Below are 16,667 nucleotides of genomic sequence, written 5' to 3'. Positions count from 1 at the left end.
TTTTACGCGCTGACCATGAAAGCTGGATGGGTAGGCGGCGCTGGGACTGCGGAAAGCGACGTTGTCGTGCGCGGGGCATTGAGTTCTCCGCGACTTCAAGAGTGGCGTGTAACGCTTGAGCTTATCCGTGAGAATTTCCTTGGCGGAATAGGCATCGGTAATTATGCGGTGAGCTCCTATGAGCAACACTTAGCCCTTGGCACACCTTCTCCTGATGGGGCTTTGTTTAATCATTCCCATAATTCGCCAATGCAGGTGGTTGTCGAGTTGGGGCTGGCGGGATTAATTTGGCTCTTGGTTTTGATCGCACTTGCGGCTAAGGCCTTCTGGCGCGCGTCTAGGCAGCAGGAGCGTCTCCTGCCTCTGATGGTTGTTTTGGCGATACAAGTCTACAGCCTGATCGAGTTTCCACTTTGGATGATGCATTTTTTGGCTCTCCACATGCTTCTACTCGGTGCTTTGGGTGGTGCCTCGGTAACAATCAAGTTCAAACGAGGCAGGTTATTTTCCATAGTGGCACTGCTTGCGACCCTTATGTTGTCGGTGATCTATCTCCCCCTTGCTGAACGTATGGTGTGGAGTTTTCGTCAGTATTTCTTGCGGACACAGGTACAACAGCAGGACTACAGATTTGTGAATGCCATGATCCGCGATCCATTGTTGGAGCCTTTTGGCTATGCGCTCTACTTCGCAAACTTTGATCTTTCTGCTGAATCCTTGGAAAAGGAGAGGGAGGTTTTGGAGCGTTTCCGCCACTATCTTCCCTATCCACAGATCATGGTCAGATTGGCACTGGTTCAGATGATTGATGGTAATGAAGCCGCAGCTCGTAAAACGCTATCCGAGCTAAATAGGTTTTATGGCGATAGATACAAGCCTGCGCTTTATGAACAGCTCGCTGCTACTAAGGAACGCTTCCCGAATGTTGCTTTTGGTCGGTTGCTAGTGCCAGAGGCAGACGCAGGGAAATAGATTGTCCAAGCATAAAAGATCCCGCCGTCGCGGGGTTTTTTATGCGTTGGTGTTTTTTGCATCAAGTCCCAACGTTTACTGTCGTTCTGCTACTGCAGTATTTCATCCTTTTAGTCTCCTTAAGCTGGAGGCTCGTTTAATAGGTGCTGGATTCTATGCGGTAATGCGGAACTCAGTAGCCGAACACTTTTCGAGAGCTCCACTTAGATGTCCAAGAGTCGTTCGACCCATCTCGCTTTTATGCTTGTCCTCGTAGTAGTCGGCCTAGCCTTCTGCCAGCCCCTACACGTCTTCCCCCTCGTCAATTTCGTCGAAGAACTCCTGGTCACCCTCGGTGTGCTATTCGCTGCCGGCCTTCTTTTCCTCTCGACCAAAGAACTGAAGCTATCCATCTGGCTTTTCCTATGGCTAGGACTCGGCGTTTTATTTGTTCTCTCTGGTTGGTTACACCCAGCGCCGTTCGTGGCGGCGAAGATGCTCGTGGGGGTGTATTGGCTGATTGGGCTGTTGGCGTTGTTGATTGGCGATCAGGTGGATTGGTCGTTGGATGGCGAGCGCTTGGCGCGGTGGTTGGGGTTTGCGCTGGTGGTGACGGCGATGGTCTGCGCTGTGGGCGGGCTGTTACGCAATTACGGGTTGTTGGGGCACCTTTGGCAGTTCTATTTTCCGGAGCCGTTTATAGGCCGCATGGTGGGCCTGGTTGGGCACAGTAATTTCTTTGCCTATATCTGTCTCTTTGGTTTGCTGGGCGTGGGTTATCTGTTTAGCAAAAAGCATCTGCCGCTGTGGTTTTGCCTGTTCTGTGTGTTGATCTTGGTCAGTGGGATTTTGGGCGCTGGTAGTCGCTCGGTGTTGGTGGCGTGGCTGGCGACAATTGCTGTGTTGCTAATGCGCTTTAGGGTGGCCGCCGTTAAGCCTTGGGTGTTTTTCCTGATTGGCGCGTTTGTTTTTTATTGGCTGTTTCGCCCGGTATTTCTGGCGGTGGATGGCTGGCTGTCTGTTTATGTGGTTAAGCACGGTTTCTTGCTGGGTGGCGGTTCTGCGAATGCAGATATCGTTGGTCGTGGTGGGCTGAGTGCGGAGCGCTTGGCGGAGTGGAAAGTTACGCTGGAGTTGATTCGTCAGCATTTCTGGGGCGGCATCGGCATCGGTAACTACGCGGCTGAAACCTTCCGTCAGCACCTTGCCGATGGCACGCAAACGCCGGGTGCGTTGTTTTTGCATTCGCATAATTCGCCGATGCAGTTGGTGGTGGAGTTGGGTGTCGCCGGATTGTTGTGGTTACTGGCGCTGGTGGGCATTGCCGGTGCTGCGTTTTGGCAGGCGACAAAAGAGTCGACTCGGCTTTTACCGTTGTTGGTGGTGTTGGCCATTCAGGTCTATGGCCTGTTTGAGTTTCCGCTTTGGCTGATGCATTTCCTTGCGCTGCATATGCTTTTACTGGGTGCGCTTGGCGGCAGAGAATGGGTGGTTCAGGTCAAGCTTGGGAAGTTGTTTGCGGGGCTGGCGTTCTTTGCGTTTGCGGTTGGCGCGTTTACGTATGTCCCGCTCGCGGAGCGGTTTAATTGGAGCTATCGCCAGTATTTCCTGCAGGAAAAAGTCACCGCGCAGGATTACGCCTTCGTGGTGCCCCTAATGAAAGACCCGCTGCTGGAGCCCTACGGTTATCAGGTTTATTTTGCTAACTTCAATATTTCTGAAGACATGCGAGATATTGAGCGAAAGGCGTTGGAGGGGTTTCGCGATTATCTGCCGTATGGCCAAACGCTGGTCAGGCTGGCGGTGATAAGGCAAATCGACGGCGATAAGACGGGCGCTCAGCAGGTGCTGGCCGAGATGCGTGCTTTTTATGGCAATGCGTTTGAGTTGGTATTGGAGGAGCAGATATCCGTGGCTCAGGATAAATTCCCGGCGGTAGATTTCTCCGGCTTGCTACTGAGAAAGCTACCCGCGGTTTCGGAAAGCTCGCAACAGGCCGCTTCGCAGCCGCCCGTTAACTGAGTGCTCAAACCAGGCCCGGCTAAAAATGCCGGGCCTTTGCGTTTCAGATGCTCAAGCGCATCGACAAATCCACTGCCTTTACATCCTTGGTCAGCGTGCCAATGGAGATGTAGTCCACCCCCGTTTCTGCAATGACCCGCAGGGTGGTTTCGTTAATCCCACCCGACGCTTCCAGCTTGGCCTTGCCAGCAGTCATCGCTACTGCGGTGCGCATTTCTTCCAGGCTAAGTTCGTCGAGCATGATGATGTCGGCGCCGGCATCCAGTGCTTCTTGCAGTTCGGCCAGGCTTTCGACTTCTACTTCTACCGGTTTGCCTGGGGCAATGCCGTGGGCGGCTTGAATGGCTTGGGCAATGCCCCCGCATGCGGCGATATGGTTTTCTTTGATCAAGAATGCGTCGTACAGGCCGATGCGGTGGTTATGGCAACCACCTTGGGTAACGGCGTACTTCTGTGCCAGACGCAGCCCAGGCAAGGTTTTACGCGTGTCGAGCAGTTTGACCCCGGTGCCTTCGACGATGTCGGCGTAGTGGCGGCAACGGGTGGCCACGCCGGAGAGGCTTTGCAGGAAGTTCAGGGCGCTGCGTTCGCCGGTAAGAAGGGCGCGGGCGGGGCCTTCGAGATGAAATAAAGCTTGGTTAGGCTGCACGCGGTCACCGTCTTGTACTTGCCAATGCACGGCGACGCGGGGATCTATTTGGGCAAATACGTTGTCAACCCATGCGCTGCCCGCTATGACCGCGTTGTCGCGGGTAATGATAGTGGCGTGGGCCAAGCGTTCGGCGGGGATCAGTTGGGCGGTGATATCGCCGCTGCCGACATCTTCTTGCAGGGCGCGGCGTACGTTGGCTTGGATTTCTGCGCCAAGGTCGGCGAGCAGTAGGTTCGGCATTGGGGGCTCCCGGTTTGTCTGGGGGCGATTATAAAGAGGCGAAGGCCTCTGTGTAGCGCCATTTGTATGGGCGGGTTTTGTGCGTCATTTCGCGCGTTTGTCGACAGTCGGTAGCCGTTCGTAACCAGATGCGGTACATGTGTGATGTAGGTCATATCTGAGCAAGAAGTAGGGTTTTATCTTGCGCGGCCTCTCTATAATCACTTCTACTGCTTATTATTGACGCCATGCCATTGACGTTACGGATGACGCTCAGTTGATCGTTATGCAGATGTGAGAGCCAAAGGGCCGGTCTGCGGGAGAGTTGCAATGACTGATGCGAAAGTGGTGCAGCTAAACAAAGTTGCTCCCGAGCACTCGCCAACATCACCGGCGGGGAGGCTGCCCGTGGCACTCATTCACGTGCGCGACAAAGCTGCTCAGCAGCTGAAACAAGCCTTGCAGGCGTTGTTCGACAACGCGGACGACACCCTCTTTGAGATGGCCGACCGCGCGACCAGCAACGCTGAGCAAAATGCCTTTTTCGAGGCCATGCGTGACCTGCGCTTAAAGCGTAAGGGCATCGAACGCGGCTTCCTGCAAAAAGTCTTCGAAACCTTCGCCAACCTCAACCAGTACGAAATCGGCCGTGCGCCGCAGTTGGACGCCGTGTCGTTCGACACCTTGGCGTTAGTGCAGAACGACGAACTGGAAGAGACCGTGGCGATGGATTCCATGGTCGCCAAGGTGATGAGCCGTGATTCGGTCGCCCTGGGCCACCTCACCACGCGTATCAACGCGATCGTCAGCAAGAAAATCGACGACAAAACCAACCCGCTGGGCCCGACCGTGCTCTGCGAGTTCTTCCTGGAGGCGTGCAGCCGTCTGGGCGTTGAGATCAAGGTCAAGCTGATCATTCTTAAGCTGTTCGAGAAGTACGTTCTTGCCGACCTCGATCAGCTGTATTCCGACACCAACCAACAGTTGATCGAAGCTGGCGTATTGCCAGAGCTGAAAACTGCTCCCGTGCGCCGCAAAAACAGCCCGGCTGCTGGCGGCGCGCGCGGTGCGTCTGCTGCAACCGGTGGTCATGCTGAAGGCGCTCAAGGTGGCGGTTTCGCGGATGAAGGCGTGCAGGAAGTATTTGGCGTATTGCAGGAGCTGCTCTCGCAGGTGCGTGGCAGCGGGATGCCGCGCCGCGAAATGCCGGCCGATGCGTTGCCCATTTCCAGTAACGACCTGATGCGCCTGCTTTCCCATATGCAGCAACGCCCGGCCTTTACCACGGCGGTGCAGGACGATTTCGATCTGCGCAATCAGCTTGAGCAATTGCTCGTTCGTGCCAGCGCCAAGAGCGGCAAGTCGCGGGTAGTGGGCGAGGTTGATGAGGATGTCATCAACCTGGTGTCGATGCTGTTCGAGTTCATTCTCGACGACCGCACCTTGTCGGACTCGCTCAAGGCGTTGATCGGCCGCCTGCAGATTCCGATGCTGAAAGTCGCGGTATTGGATAAAACCTTTTTTAGCCGCGGCAGCCACCCGGCGCGCCGCCTGCTTAACGAAATTGCCGCCGCAGCCCTGGGCTGGGCGGAGCAGGACGATACTCGGCGCGACAGCCTGTACCAAAAAATCGAAAACGTGGTGCAGCGCCTGCTTAACGACTTTGTCGATGACCCGGCGATCTTCTCTGAGCTGCTGGCCGACTTCCTCGCCTTTACCGGTGACGAGCGCCGCCGCAGTGAGTTGCTGGAGCAGCGCACCCGTGACGCCGAAGAAGGCAGCGCAAAAGCCGAGTTGGCCCGCCGCGAAGTTGAGCATGCGTTGAACGAGCGCCTGCTGGGCAAAACCCTGCCAGAAGTGGTGGTGCGCTTGCTGCAAGAGGGTTGGAGCAAGGTGATGATGCTCACCTGCCTTAAGCACGGCGTGGATTCTCCCGAGTGGAATGCCACGCTCAATACCATGGATGATTTGGTGTGGAGCGTTGCCCCGCACGAAGATCCAGAAGCCCGTCTGCGTCTGCTAGAGCTGGTGCCGGGGTTGCTCAAGGCCTTGCGTGAAGGTATGGCCAGCGCGGCGTTTGATCCGTTTTCCACTAGCGAGTTTTTCAGCCAACTGGAGAACCTGCATGTGCAGGCCTTCCAGCGCTTTAAGCGGCCATTGCCGGAAGTAAGCGAAGAAACAGGCGCCGAGGTTGTGCCTGGTGTGGAGGGCGAAGCGCCGTTGTTGGAGCTGCCGGCGGAAGAAGAAATTGAAGCGGTTGCTGTGCCGGCGATGGTGGAAGTGATCGAAGAAATCGTCTTGCTGGCACCCGGTGAAAACCGTGTGCAGGAACCGGAAGCGGTTCTGCCCGATGATGACGAAGCCTTGGCGCGCGTCGACAGCTTGGGTGTTGGCAGCTGGGTTGAGTTTCAGGAAGACGAAGAACACAAGCTGCGCTGCAAGCTGGCGGCAGTGATCAAGCCTACGGGCAAGTACATCTTTGTTAACCGCACCGGCATGAAAGTGTTGGAGAAAACCCGCATGGGCCTGGCTGTGGAATTCCGCCGCAATGCCATTCGTTTGCTGGACGACGCGCTGTTATTTGATCGCGCATTGGAATCGGTGATCGGTAACTTGCGTCGGTTGAAAAACGCCTGACCGTTTCGCCCGTCCTAGACAACGCCCGGCCTGTGCCGGGCGTTGTCGTTTTTGCGCTTAGCCCGGTAGAGTGTCCTGCAGTTCAAGGAGCTTTTATGCAGTTGCACCCTCTCACCGGCTGGTGCCACGGCATCAACCATTGCCGCTCGCCCAATTTCAACGCGCGCCCCACTGGGGAAATTTCCCTATTGGTGATCCATAACATCAGCCTGCCGCCAGGCCAGTTCGGTACCGGTAAGGTGCTGGAGTTGTTTCAGAATTGCCTATGCGCCGATGAACACCCGTACTTTGCCGGCATCGCCGAGCTGCGCGTGTCGGCGCATTTTCTGATTGAGCGCGATGGCCGCGTTACGCAATTTGTCTCGTGCCTTGATCGGGCGTGGCATGCCGGTGTGTCGTTGTTTGAGGGGCGCGACAACTGTAATGATTTTTCGCTAGGCATTGAGTTGGAAGGCACGGACGATCAACCGTTCGCCGACGAGCAATATGCGGCACTGGCGCAACTGAGTGGGCAGCTGTGCCGCGCGTTTACAGCGATCACCCCGCAGCGTATTTGCGGGCACAGCGATATTGCCCCGGGGCGCAAGACCGACCCGGGCGCGTGTTTCGATTGGCCGCGCTTTTATGCGGGGCTGGCGGCTCAAGGACTGGCATCAAGGGGAGGAGTGCAATCGTGAGTTTTCTGGTGTTGCTACTGGTGTTGTGGGTCGAAAAGTTTTCGTCCTGGCGCGCCAAAATCCAGCAGGACGGCCCCTGGTTGCGGCTGCTTGGCTGGTCGGAACGGCAAGGCGCCTTTGGCCATAATCCGTGGTTGTCACTGGCCGTGCTGGTGCTGCTGCCATTGGCGGCGCTGGCTGTGCTGCTGGCGATATTAGGGGTAACCCTGCATGGCTGGCTCGCCTTGCCGGTGCACTTGTGGGTGTTGGTGTATGCGCTCGGCCGTGGCGATCCGTTGGTGGCGCTGGGCCCTTTCCGTGATGCCTGGCGTCGTGAAGATGTGGAAGCTGCCTATTTGGTCGCGCAGCGCGATCTCGGCGTTGAGGCCGCCGATGAGGACAGCCTGTTGCAGTCGGCTCAGGGCTTTCTGCTGTGGCAGGGCTATCAGAGCTTTTTTGCGGTGATCTTCTGGTACGCCTTGCTTGGCCCGTTGGCGGCGTTGGCCTATCGCCTGTTGGCGCTGACCGGCGAGCATGCCCAAGACCCTTCTTTGCGTGCGCGTGCCGGGCAATGGCGGCATGCCTTTGATTGGCTGCCGGTGCGTTTGCTGGCTGCAAGTTTCGCGTTGGTCGGTAGCTTCGTTGCCGTCAGCCGGGTGCTGTTGCATGAGCTCTTGAACTGGAATGTCTCGGCGGCACAACTGATCGCCAATAGCGGTCGTGCGGCCGAAGAGTTTGGGCCTACTACCTTGGGTGAAAGCGGTGTTTCCAGCCTTGATGGCCTATGGCAATTGCTGGTGCGCGCGGGGGTATTTTGGTACGCCGGTTTTGCGCTTTGGACACTGCTTTTTTAACCGCTGGTCGGGCGCGTAGGCCGCTTTCTGCCTGGGCTAGCGGTTTTTATGGGTGTGAAGTGCCATCACTCAAATCAATGGCCTTTTTTGGCAATAGACCTGTTCTTAACCTTAAGTTACAAAGGTGCTGGTCGATATGGGGTATACAGAACGCCGTGCCTGGCGATCTGTGACTCGTGTCACGCTTGATTGCCCTCTGACATTGCCCTTAGTGCGATGCAGAAAGGCCAGCAGGGATAGGCGATTGACCATCGCGCGTCTCACTGCTCTACCCTGTGACGATCCATAACAATAATGTGAACAGGAGACGTCTTGTGAAGACCGTGCTGTATCCGGCCATCGCGCTGATGAATCGCCTTAGTTTTGGTATGAAATTCAGCCTAATCAGCGTGTTGTTTTTTCTGCCGATGCTGGTTACCAACTTCTATCTGGTGCGTGACTCGTACAACGAGTTTGTCGGCACTCGCGCCGAGCTGCAAAGCCTCGACTTGATGAGTGCCAGCCTCAAACTTCGCGCCGACCTGGAAAACCTCAACGACATGGTTGAGATCAACGCTGCTGTCGGCCAGTCCGGCAAGATTGGCGATCTTGAGGCGCGCATCGGTGCGTTGAGCAAACGCATCGAGGCCGACCTGCTCAAGCTTGCACCGGTGGTAACCAACGCCGAGCAAGTGGAGCTATTCAACAACAAACGCGACGAACTGGAAAAAGCCTTGAAAGCGGCTGACGCGGAAACCTCGCTGCAAAGCAAGGCGCCGATGATCGAGAAGCTGCAGGGCAATATGCAGGTGCTGATCAAGATCATCGCCAACCAGGCCGGCCTCAGCCAAGACAGCCAGACCACCGTGCGGCAGATGATTGAACTGGTCACCAATGGCACCCCGGCGGTAACCGCCGCATTAAGCACCGGGCGTTCGCTGGGCGCTGCATCGCTGGCCCAAGGCTTCCTTAATTCTTCCGCCAGCGGCAAGTTCGACGAGCTGCTGCTGACCCTGGAAAAACTCCACGCCGAATATGGCCTGACCATCAATGACGCCCTCGACGGTAGCCCTGCTGCACAAGCGGCGCTGAGAACCCAGGCTGATGCCAGCCGCGCCACGCTCAAAGACAACAGCACGTTCTTTGAGGACCAAGTGGTAATGGCCGATACCCTCGACGCGCCTTGGCAGGAGTTCTACGACAAAGTCTCGGCCTCGATGGACAAAACCTACCAGTTGAATGACGCCGCCTTGGCGTTTCTCAAGCAGCAACTGCAAAAACGTCTGACGCAGAAACAGGCGCAGACGGTGATGCTAGTGGTCGCGCTGTTGGTGGTGTTTATCCTGATTGGTTACCTCTATGGCGGCTTCTACGTCTCCACTCGCACCACCCTGAAAAGCCTTGGCAAAGTTATGGACCAAGTGGCGGCAGGCGATATGACCGTCAGCTTTCATGCGCAGAGCCGCGATGAACTGGGTGAGTTGGGGGAGGTGTTCAATGGCACCGTGCAGAAGATTCATCACCTGATTGAGCGAGTCGGCCATACCGTGACGGCGGTGGGTGTGCAGGCTGATCGTGTGGAAGATGTGTCCGCACAGAGCAACCTCGCGGTGGCGGGGCAGCGTAGTCAGATTGAGCAAGTGGCCACGGCCATGAATGAAATGTCTGCCACTGCGCAGGAAGTGGCGCGCAGCGCGGCGGCTGCGGTGGACAGTGCGCAAAGTGTTAATCATGAAACCGTCAGTGGTCGTGCCTTGGTGGAGTTGCAGGTTGGCAGTATTCAGCGCCTGGCCGATGAGATCGACCAGTCGGTGAGTGTGATCAACCAGTTGGCCAGCGACAGCGCCTCCATCAGCCAAGTGCTGGACGTAATCAAGGGCATCGCTGAACAGACCAACCTGTTGGCCCTGAACGCAGCGATTGAAGCAGCCCGTGCCGGTGAGCAAGGTCGTGGTTTTGCCGTGGTCGCCGATGAGGTGCGTAACCTGGCCAAGCGCACCCAGCAGTCCACCGAAGAAATCGAGAAGATGATCGCCAAGTTGCAAGGTGGTGTCGGTGCGGCAGTAAAAACCATGCACGCCAGCCACAGCATGGCCGACAACACCGTAAACGAGTCCGGCAAAGTGCAGCAGGCGCTGGAGAACATTCTTGGTGCCGTGGGCATGATCGTCGATCAGAACCAGCAGATTGCGGCGGCGGCTGAGCAGCAGACGGCGGTGGCGCATGATATTGACCAGAACATTGTCGAGATCAATTTGGCTGGTGAGCGCACCGCTGAGGGCGCGAGTCAGACAGAGCAGGCCAGCCGCGAGTTGTCTGGGGAAGTGGCCCACCTTAAACAACTGATTAGTGCGTTTAGGGTTTGACTGGAGTGCTTAGATGACAAGGCCGCCTCCGGGCGGCCTTGTCGTTTTTGCGTATGTAGCGCCGGTGCAGAGCACCTGTAGGCAAGGTCTAAGTTCACATGGAGCTGAGGGCTTCAGTCTTGCGGCGTATCACGCAGAAACACCAGGTTGTCGGGCTTGGACTGCTCGGCGTTGAAGCGGTAGCCCTGGTAGTTGAAGTCTTTCAAACCCGCGGGGTCGGTTAGACGCTCTTTGATCACGTAGCGGGCCATCATGCCGCGGGCCTTTTTGGCGTAGAAGCTGATGATTTTGTATTGGCCGTTTTTCAGGTCTTTGAAGTCGGTGTTGATGATCCGCGCTTTCAAGGCCTGGCGCTTCACGGCGCCAAAGTATTCGTTGGAAGCCAGGTTCAGCAGCACATCGTCGCCTTGGGCTTTAAGGGCTTGGTTGAGCCAGCCGCTGATGTTGTCGCCCCAGAAGGCGTACAGGTCTTTGCCGCGGGCATTGGCCAGTTTGGTGCCCATTTCCAGGCGGTAAGGTTGCATCAGGTCCAGCGGGCGCAGTACGCCGTAAAGGCCGGAGAGCATACGCAGGTGTTTCTGCGCGAAGTCGAAGTCGTCTTCGCTGAAGTCTTCGGCGTGCATACCGGTGTAGACGTCGCCTTTAAAGGCCAGCACGGCTTGCTTGGCATTCTTGGTGCTGAACCTGGGGGTCCAGCTGCCGAAACGCGCAGCGTTGAGTCCGGCAAGTTTGTCGGACAGGTGCATCAATTCGGCAATCTGTGCCGGGCTGAAGTCGCGCAGTTGGGCGATCAGCTCTTCGGCGTGGTCGATGTGTTGCGGTTGGGTAAAGCGTTTGGTTACGGGCGGGGTGTCGTAATCCAGGGTTTTGGCGGGTGAAATCACCATCAGCATGGGGCGCGTCTCCTAAAGGCTGCGGCGATTCTATGCGGTGCACGACCTTTTGTCTGGCTTAGCCCCGCAGACGTTGGCGAAAGGCACCAGGGGTTTCGCCACAGAGTTGCTTGAACAGCTTGGCAAAGGCGGCGCGATCGCCAAAACCAACCTGTGCGGCGATTTGTTCCAGCGAGCGCGCTGGTTGCCGTAATGCGGCCTGCGCCGCGCTGATACGTAGCCGCTGCAAATAGTCGTTAGGGGTAATGCCGGTGCTGGCGCGAAAACGCCGCAGCAGGGTGCGCGATGAGCAGTTGGCTTGCGCGGCCAGGCGTTGTAAATCCATCGGCTCAGCACAGTGCCGCTGCATCCAGTTGAGTAGCGGTTGCAGCGGGTCATTGCGCTGCACTTGCGGCAGCAGCGGTTCGAAGCGGGTTTGTTGGCCTCGACTGTGTTCAAACACCAACGCCGCCGCGACCTTTTGCGCCAGGTCAGCGCCGGCGTGCCAGCCGATCAGATAGAGGCACAAGTCCAGCCCGGCCTGGGCGCCGCCGGAGCAGAACAGGCGATCGTCGTGGGTGAGTAACTGCTCAATCTGTAATTTCACCAACGGAAAGCGCTGACGAAATAGCGTGGCCAGGCTCCAGTGCGTTGTAGCGGTGCGCCCATCCAACACTCCCGCTGCACCCAACAAGAAAGCGCTGCTGCATAGGCTGGCCAGATGGCGTTTTTGCGCTTGCGCTGCTAACCAGGGCAATAGGGCGGCGTTGCTGTGCAGGGTCTTGTCGATGGCGTTGCCAGTGGCCGGCAGCATGACCAGGTCTGTGCCCTCGGCTAGGCTGAGATCGCCATCAACGCTAATGCGCGCGAAGTGCAAGTCCACCGGCTGACCGTCCAGGCTTACTCGCTGCAGATTAAATAAGCGCTCGCCGGCCAACTGATTGGCCAGCTGAAAGGCATCCATCGCCATGCTCAGGCTAGAACACACGGTTTGCGGGCATACATACAAGGCGATACGCAGCATGGCAAAAAGGTCTGATGGCTAAGGTTGGCTATATTTGACACAAAGTTGTCGATATAGCCAATCGAGTGCTTGCCGTCTTACCCAGACAATAGGCCAATCGCCACTTACCCCGGAGCCACCATGAGCCACCCCAACGCTGAATTGCTCACCCGTTTTTACCAAGCCTTTCAGCGTCAGGACGCCGAAGCCATGGCCGCCTGCTACGCCGCCGATGTGCACTTCAGCGACCCAGTTTTCCAGGACCTTAATGGCAGTGAGGCCGCCGATATGTGGCGCATGCTCACCAGCCGCGCGCAGAATTTTTCGTTGGACTACTCGAATGTAAACGCTGACGACCAGCAGGGCAGCGCCCACTGGGTCGCGACCTATTTATTCAGCGGCACCGGGCGCATGGTGGTTAACCGTATCCAGGCCAATTTCAAATTCCGTGACGGCAAAATTGTTGAGCACCACGACCATTTTGATTTGTGGAAGTGGTCGGCGCAGGCGCTAGGCGTGAAAGGCGCGTTGTTGGGCTGGACGCCACTGGTGCAGGGTGCGATTCGTAAGCAAGCAGCGAAGGGCTTGGCGGCGTTCCGGGCTGCACGCTGAGTGCCTGGCTAAACATGGTTTTTGCCGCGCACGCCCAAGGTTGCCAGCGCGTTTTCAATGCTGATTAGCTGGCCGGCGTCCGCGTCGATGATGCCTTCGGCGATGGCTTGCAGGTTGGCCAGTTCGGCTTTTACGTAGCCCGTCAGTGCCCTGTTGAGGTGGTGTTGATGGCTTTTTCCGGTGGTGCTGGCGATCAGGTCCAGCGCCCGGACGAGGCGATCGTTGGCGCGGAACGTCAATAAGATGGTAGTCATTGTTCTTCTCTCATGCGGTTTCGATGCAGGGCAGTATCGGATGCGAGATTTTTTGTTAAATCGCCTATAGCGCAAACTTAGTCAGGCAACTTCCTAGAGTCAGGTGCGTTTGGGCTCGGTTACCATAGCTTCCGCTTTTCTGGCCTAGACCCATCCGCATGACCGACGCCACGCTCCTCGAAGACCTCAGCCCGGTGCCCAAGCCCTGGTTCGTTTACCTGGTTCGCGCCGCCAACGGTGCGTTGTACTGTGGTATCAGTGACGATCCGCAGCGGCGTTTCGCGGCACATCAAAGCGGCAAGGGCGCACGCTTTTTTTACTCCAGCCCAGCGGTGGCTTTGGTCTATGTGGAAAGCTGTGCGGGCAAAGGCGATGCGTTGCGCCGCGAGCGCGCGATCAAAGCGTTGAGCAAAAAGGCCAAGGAAAATCTGGTGCTGGCCTGGGCTGTTATCCAACCGCTTTATGATGCGCCATCAGCCTGATTGGGTAGGCCGTAGCGGTGTAGCCGCGTAAGCTCAGGGGCCATAAAAAAAGCGCCCGGAGCTGCTATGCACGAGTTGATCCTGCACCATTACCCCACCTCGCCATTTGCCGAGAAGACTCGCTTGATGCTGGGCTTCAAGCAGTTGTCCTGGCGTTCGGTAATGATTTCTCCGGTTATGCCCAAGCCTGATCTGGTAGCGCTTACGGGCGGTTACCGGAAAACCCCGGTGCTTCAAGTGGGCGCCGATATCTACTGCGATACTGCGCTGATTGCCCGGCGCCTTGAGGCTGAAAAAGCCGCGCCTGCGCTGTTCCCGGCAGAGCAGTTATTTGCGATTACCGGCTTTACCAATTGGATCGATTCGGTGCTGTTCCAGCACGCTGTGGCGCTGGTGTTTCAGCCGGCTTCGGTGGCCATCCGTTTTGCCAAGCTACCGCCGCAAGCGTTGCAAGGCTTTATCGCTGATCGCCAGGGGTTGTTCAGTGGCGGCAGCGCTTCCCGCGTGCCGTTGGCGCAGGCTCAGCACCAATGGCCGCAGCTGATGGCGCGTCTGGAGCAACAGCTCGGCGCCAGCGGCAGCGACTTCTTGTTTGGTGACGAGGCCTGCCATGCTGATTTTGCGCTGGCTCACCAATGCTGGTTTCTCAAAGGCACGCCAGTGACATCGCCGCTGGTGGATAGCTATCCGATGGTGTCTGCCTGGTTTGCTCGGGTGTTGGGTTTCGGTCATGGTTCTTCTACGCCTATGACCTCGGAGGAGGCGTTGGAAGTCGCGCGTAGTTCTACTCCTGCGCCGCTGCCGGACGAGGTGTTTGAAGACCCGAACGGTTTCAAAGCTGGGCAGCAGGTGATCATTGCCGCCACCGATTACGGTGTGGACCCTGTGGCGGGTGAGTTGCTGTTTGCTGGACGTGAGGAGCTGATTCTGCGCCGAGAAGACCCACGTGGCGGCGCGGTGCATGTGCATTTTCCACGTTATGGCTTCCGGATCGAAGCGCAGTAATAGCGCGGCAGTCGAGTGCTGGCATAGCGGAAACGTTCGGTATCCCGGGTGTGAGTCAGCCTCGTTGGCTGTGAGCGGTTGGCGGGGATTTCAGCAGATGCATGAGTGACTTTTTCGTAGGCAAAAAAAGACCCGGCAAGAGCCGGGTCAAAAACCGTGATTAGCCTGATGAGGAGATAATCTGAAAAGTCCGACTGAAGGTCTCTCAGAATATCGACTGATCTCGCGACCAGTTGCGATAATAATAACAATTCTCATTTCTAAGTCAACACCTCAGCATCATCTTTTTTGGGCCGGGCAAATATCCAGTTCCAGAAACACAAAACCCGGCGCAAGGCCGGGTTTTTAGTGCGCTGGGAATCACTCGCTAGCGGGTAAGCGCAGTTGGGTGACTTCCTTGTTCAGCAGATCGATACGTCGCGCCATGCTTTCGATCAGGCTGTGGGCAATGCGCGGATTGCTCTGTGTGAGGCTTAAGAATTGTTCTTTCGGAATGACCATCACTGTGCATGGCTCGCTGGCCAGTACGGTAGCGCTGCGTTTTTCCCGGGTGAACACGGCCATGGCGCCAAAGATTTCATCTTTCTGCACATCACCGACTTTATGCCCATCGACGTACGCTTCGGCGTGCCCTTCGATAATGATAAAGACGTGATCGGCTTCATCGCCTTGGTGAATCAGCTCCTCGCCAGCGGCGAAATGCTGGAAGCCGGTAGCGGGGCGGATCTCCGGTTGTTTAATGCGAGCCAGTGCGTCAGACAGCAATGCCGTATGGCCGATCAGGTACTGAACGAACAGTTCCAGGCGTACTTCACTGGCATAGATATGTTTGAACACTTCGGTACGGGTGTAGGGCACCAAGCTTAGCGGTTCCTCGCTGCTATAGCGGCAGGTGGGGAACTCGATGCCTTGACGCAGCCCGAACAGATCACCTTCCTGCAAATAGAACAGCGGACGCTCATCCACAAGGGCATGCAACAAGCCGTTTTCGATGATAAACAGCTGATTGCCTGGTAAGTCTTGGGCGAGATCGTCAGTGCGTTCCAGACGCACCGTCTCGCCCGCTGGTGCAAGCCCTTCCAGCAGCTGCGTGGGGATGCCTTGCAGTCGGTTGATCAGCTGGTCGGCGTAGGCCGGTTGCTCCCCGAGTAGGTACATACAGTAATTCCTTGAACTGGCTGGGCTTACGAGAACGCACGAACGTCCCTGAAACAATAGTTTGCCCTGGCCCTGGCGTAAATCGTTGAGCGTAAGGGATGTGAGCTAGCTCTTATTGTTAGGTGGCATAGCGTCGAGCTGGCCATTCAACTCTGCTTTATGGGCCGGTGGCAACTCATTCCAATGCACATCCAGCAATGCCCCCTCAATGGCATACAGCAAGACCTTGGACGCTCTGAATCCTCGAGCCTGTACCGCGCGGTAAGCGCCCACCGCGCCAAGGCGGCGTAGATCGGTTGCGCTATGGATGCCGACGGCATGCAGCCATTGCGATGAGGTTTTTCCCAAGTTTTTCAGGTGTTGTAGTTCGTCGTTCATCGTGCCTCCTTGGCAGCCGTGCGTAGCCCGCCGTTGTAGGTGCGGCGAGTACCCTGCCAGGAAGTGTAGCGGTCACTGAAAAAAACGTGGCTGATTGATATCTCGCCCATCTTTTTACTGGGCTCGACGCACTGAAAAGCTGTTTCAGACCTGCTTTGCTCTGCGGTCTGGGCTCGCGTTCCATGCGTAAGGTTGTTCATTTTTCGCTCGGCCGATAGCGCATGCGCGTGCCGAAATTCAGCGACATCAAGATTTCATCCGCACTCAATTCCACCGGGAAATAGACCCCGGAAATTTGTGCATGGGCAATGCTGGCGCCGTCCATGCGCGTGTTGCGCAGGTCCAGCCCGCGAAGGTCTGCTCCGCGAAAATAGCCATTGGTGAAATTGATGCCTTCGGTATCCAGGCGTCTGAGGTCCAAGCCACGGAAGTCGCCGTCTGTGAGGTCGACATCGCCGCCCTGAGATTTCTGGGCATTGAAGCCTTCGATATCTTCGTTGTGCAGCAGGGCGTACAGCGGGGAATCCAATTGACGAGGTGCGCTCATAGCGGGCTTCCGATAAAGGG

Annotated in this window: 16 protein-coding genes; 9 read left to right on the top strand and 7 right to left on the bottom strand. The window is 56.9% G+C overall.

Going from position 1 to position 16,667, the window contains the following annotated elements; genetic code table 11:
* Together AAAB16_RS01650 and AAAB16_RS01645 are read left to right on the top strand one after the other, a co-directional pair.
* Positions 1 to 972, top strand: a 972-nt coding sequence (locus tag AAAB16_RS01650) for a Wzy polymerase domain-containing protein (RefSeq protein WP_340661768.1), incomplete at its 5' end; no start/stop codon positions are given.
* A 207-nt stretch (positions 973 to 1,179) separates the two neighbouring features.
* Entirely contained in the window at positions 1,180 to 2,973 is a 1,794-nt protein-coding gene (locus AAAB16_RS01645; RefSeq protein WP_340661767.1) for a Wzy polymerase domain-containing protein, read from the top strand.
* Between the two features lie 43 nt (positions 2,974 to 3,016).
* Here AAAB16_RS01645 and nadC read toward each other — a convergent pair whose 3' ends face one another.
* Positions 3,017 to 3,865, bottom strand: coding sequence for a carboxylating nicotinate-nucleotide diphosphorylase (gene nadC, locus AAAB16_RS01640; protein WP_340661766.1), 849 nt, complete (start codon positions 3,863 to 3,865; stop codon positions 3,017 to 3,019).
* 309 nt (positions 3,866 to 4,174) lie between these two features.
* Here nadC and AAAB16_RS01635 point away from each other — a divergent pair, with 309 nt between their 5' ends.
* The 4 genes from AAAB16_RS01635 to AAAB16_RS01620 all read left to right on the top strand — a co-directional run bounded on the left by AAAB16_RS01635 (position 4,175) and on the right by AAAB16_RS01620 (position 10,336).
* Positions 4,175 to 6,481, top strand: a complete 2,307-nt coding sequence (locus AAAB16_RS01635) for a DUF1631 domain-containing protein (protein WP_340661765.1) — start codon at positions 4,175 to 4,177, stop codon at positions 6,479 to 6,481.
* 95 nt (positions 6,482 to 6,576) lie between these two features.
* Positions 6,577 to 7,158, top strand: coding sequence for a 1,6-anhydro-N-acetylmuramyl-L-alanine amidase AmpD (ampD, locus tag AAAB16_RS01630; RefSeq protein WP_340661764.1), 582 nt, complete (start codon positions 6,577 to 6,579; stop codon positions 7,156 to 7,158).
* Positions 7,155 to 7,991 (top strand): regulatory signaling modulator protein AmpE, encoded by an 837-nt coding sequence (gene ampE, locus AAAB16_RS01625; protein WP_340661763.1) that lies wholly within the window; start codon positions 7,155 to 7,157, stop codon positions 7,989 to 7,991. Before ampD ends, ampE begins: the two co-directional genes overlap by 4 nt.
* 314 nt (positions 7,992 to 8,305) lie before the next feature.
* Positions 8,306 to 10,336, top strand: a complete 2,031-nt coding sequence (locus AAAB16_RS01620) for a methyl-accepting chemotaxis protein (protein WP_340661762.1) — start codon at positions 8,306 to 8,308, stop codon at positions 10,334 to 10,336.
* Positions 10,337 to 10,449: 113 nt separating this feature from the next.
* Here AAAB16_RS01620 and yaaA read toward each other — a convergent pair whose 3' ends face one another.
* Both yaaA and AAAB16_RS01610 read right to left on the bottom strand, forming a co-directional pair.
* Positions 10,450 to 11,229, bottom strand: a complete 780-nt coding sequence (gene yaaA / locus AAAB16_RS01615; protein ID WP_340661761.1) for a peroxide stress protein YaaA — start codon at positions 11,227 to 11,229, stop codon at positions 10,450 to 10,452.
* Positions 11,230 to 11,287: 58 nt separating this feature from the next.
* Positions 11,288 to 12,232: a helix-turn-helix domain-containing protein gene (locus tag AAAB16_RS01610; RefSeq protein ID WP_340661760.1), complete on the bottom strand. Its 945-nt coding sequence runs from the start codon at positions 12,230 to 12,232 to the stop codon at positions 11,288 to 11,290.
* A gap of 120 nt (positions 12,233 to 12,352) precedes the next feature.
* On the opposite strand from AAAB16_RS01610, the gene AAAB16_RS01605 reads away from it, so the two are divergent.
* Positions 12,353 to 12,823, top strand: a complete 471-nt coding sequence (locus tag AAAB16_RS01605; protein ID WP_340661759.1) for a nuclear transport factor 2 family protein — start codon at positions 12,353 to 12,355, stop codon at positions 12,821 to 12,823.
* Positions 12,824 to 12,831: 8 nt separating this feature from the next.
* On the opposite strand, the gene AAAB16_RS01600 is transcribed toward AAAB16_RS01605, so the two are convergent.
* Positions 12,832 to 13,077, bottom strand: a complete 246-nt coding sequence (locus AAAB16_RS01600; protein ID WP_340661758.1) for a transcriptional regulator — start codon at positions 13,075 to 13,077, stop codon at positions 12,832 to 12,834.
* Between the two features lie 158 nt (positions 13,078 to 13,235).
* Between AAAB16_RS01600 and AAAB16_RS01595 the strand changes: the two genes are divergently transcribed.
* Positions 13,236 to 13,559 (top strand): GIY-YIG nuclease family protein, encoded by a 324-nt coding sequence (locus AAAB16_RS01595; protein WP_340661757.1) that lies wholly within the window; start codon positions 13,236 to 13,238, stop codon positions 13,557 to 13,559.
* 66 nt (positions 13,560 to 13,625) lie between these two features.
* Positions 13,626 to 14,564: a glutathione S-transferase family protein gene (locus AAAB16_RS01590; protein ID WP_340661756.1), complete on the top strand. Its 939-nt coding sequence runs from the start codon at positions 13,626 to 13,628 to the stop codon at positions 14,562 to 14,564.
* 360 nt (positions 14,565 to 14,924) lie between these two features.
* On the opposite strand, the gene AAAB16_RS01585 is transcribed toward AAAB16_RS01590, so the two are convergent.
* From AAAB16_RS01585 to AAAB16_RS01575, 3 genes are all read right to left on the bottom strand, one after another.
* Positions 14,925 to 15,722: a cyclic nucleotide-binding domain-containing protein gene (locus tag AAAB16_RS01585; RefSeq protein WP_340661755.1), complete on the bottom strand. Its 798-nt coding sequence runs from the start codon at positions 15,720 to 15,722 to the stop codon at positions 14,925 to 14,927.
* 105 nt (positions 15,723 to 15,827) lie between these two features.
* Positions 15,828 to 16,100 (bottom strand): TfoX/Sxy family protein, encoded by a 273-nt coding sequence (locus tag AAAB16_RS01580; protein WP_108099972.1) that lies wholly within the window; start codon positions 16,098 to 16,100, stop codon positions 15,828 to 15,830.
* A 196-nt stretch (positions 16,101 to 16,296) separates the two neighbouring features.
* Positions 16,297 to 16,647: a pentapeptide repeat-containing protein gene (locus AAAB16_RS01575; protein ID WP_340661754.1), complete on the bottom strand. Its 351-nt coding sequence runs from the start codon at positions 16,645 to 16,647 to the stop codon at positions 16,297 to 16,299.
* Positions 16,648 to 16,667: the final 20 nt, after the last annotated feature.

The organism is Pseudomonas sp. (assembly GCF_037994325.1).
Classification (GTDB): Bacteria; Pseudomonadota; Gammaproteobacteria; order Pseudomonadales; family Pseudomonadaceae; genus Aquipseudomonas.
Note: the sequence above shows the minus strand (reverse complement) of the source record. Positions and strands in the feature narration are given on the sequence as shown.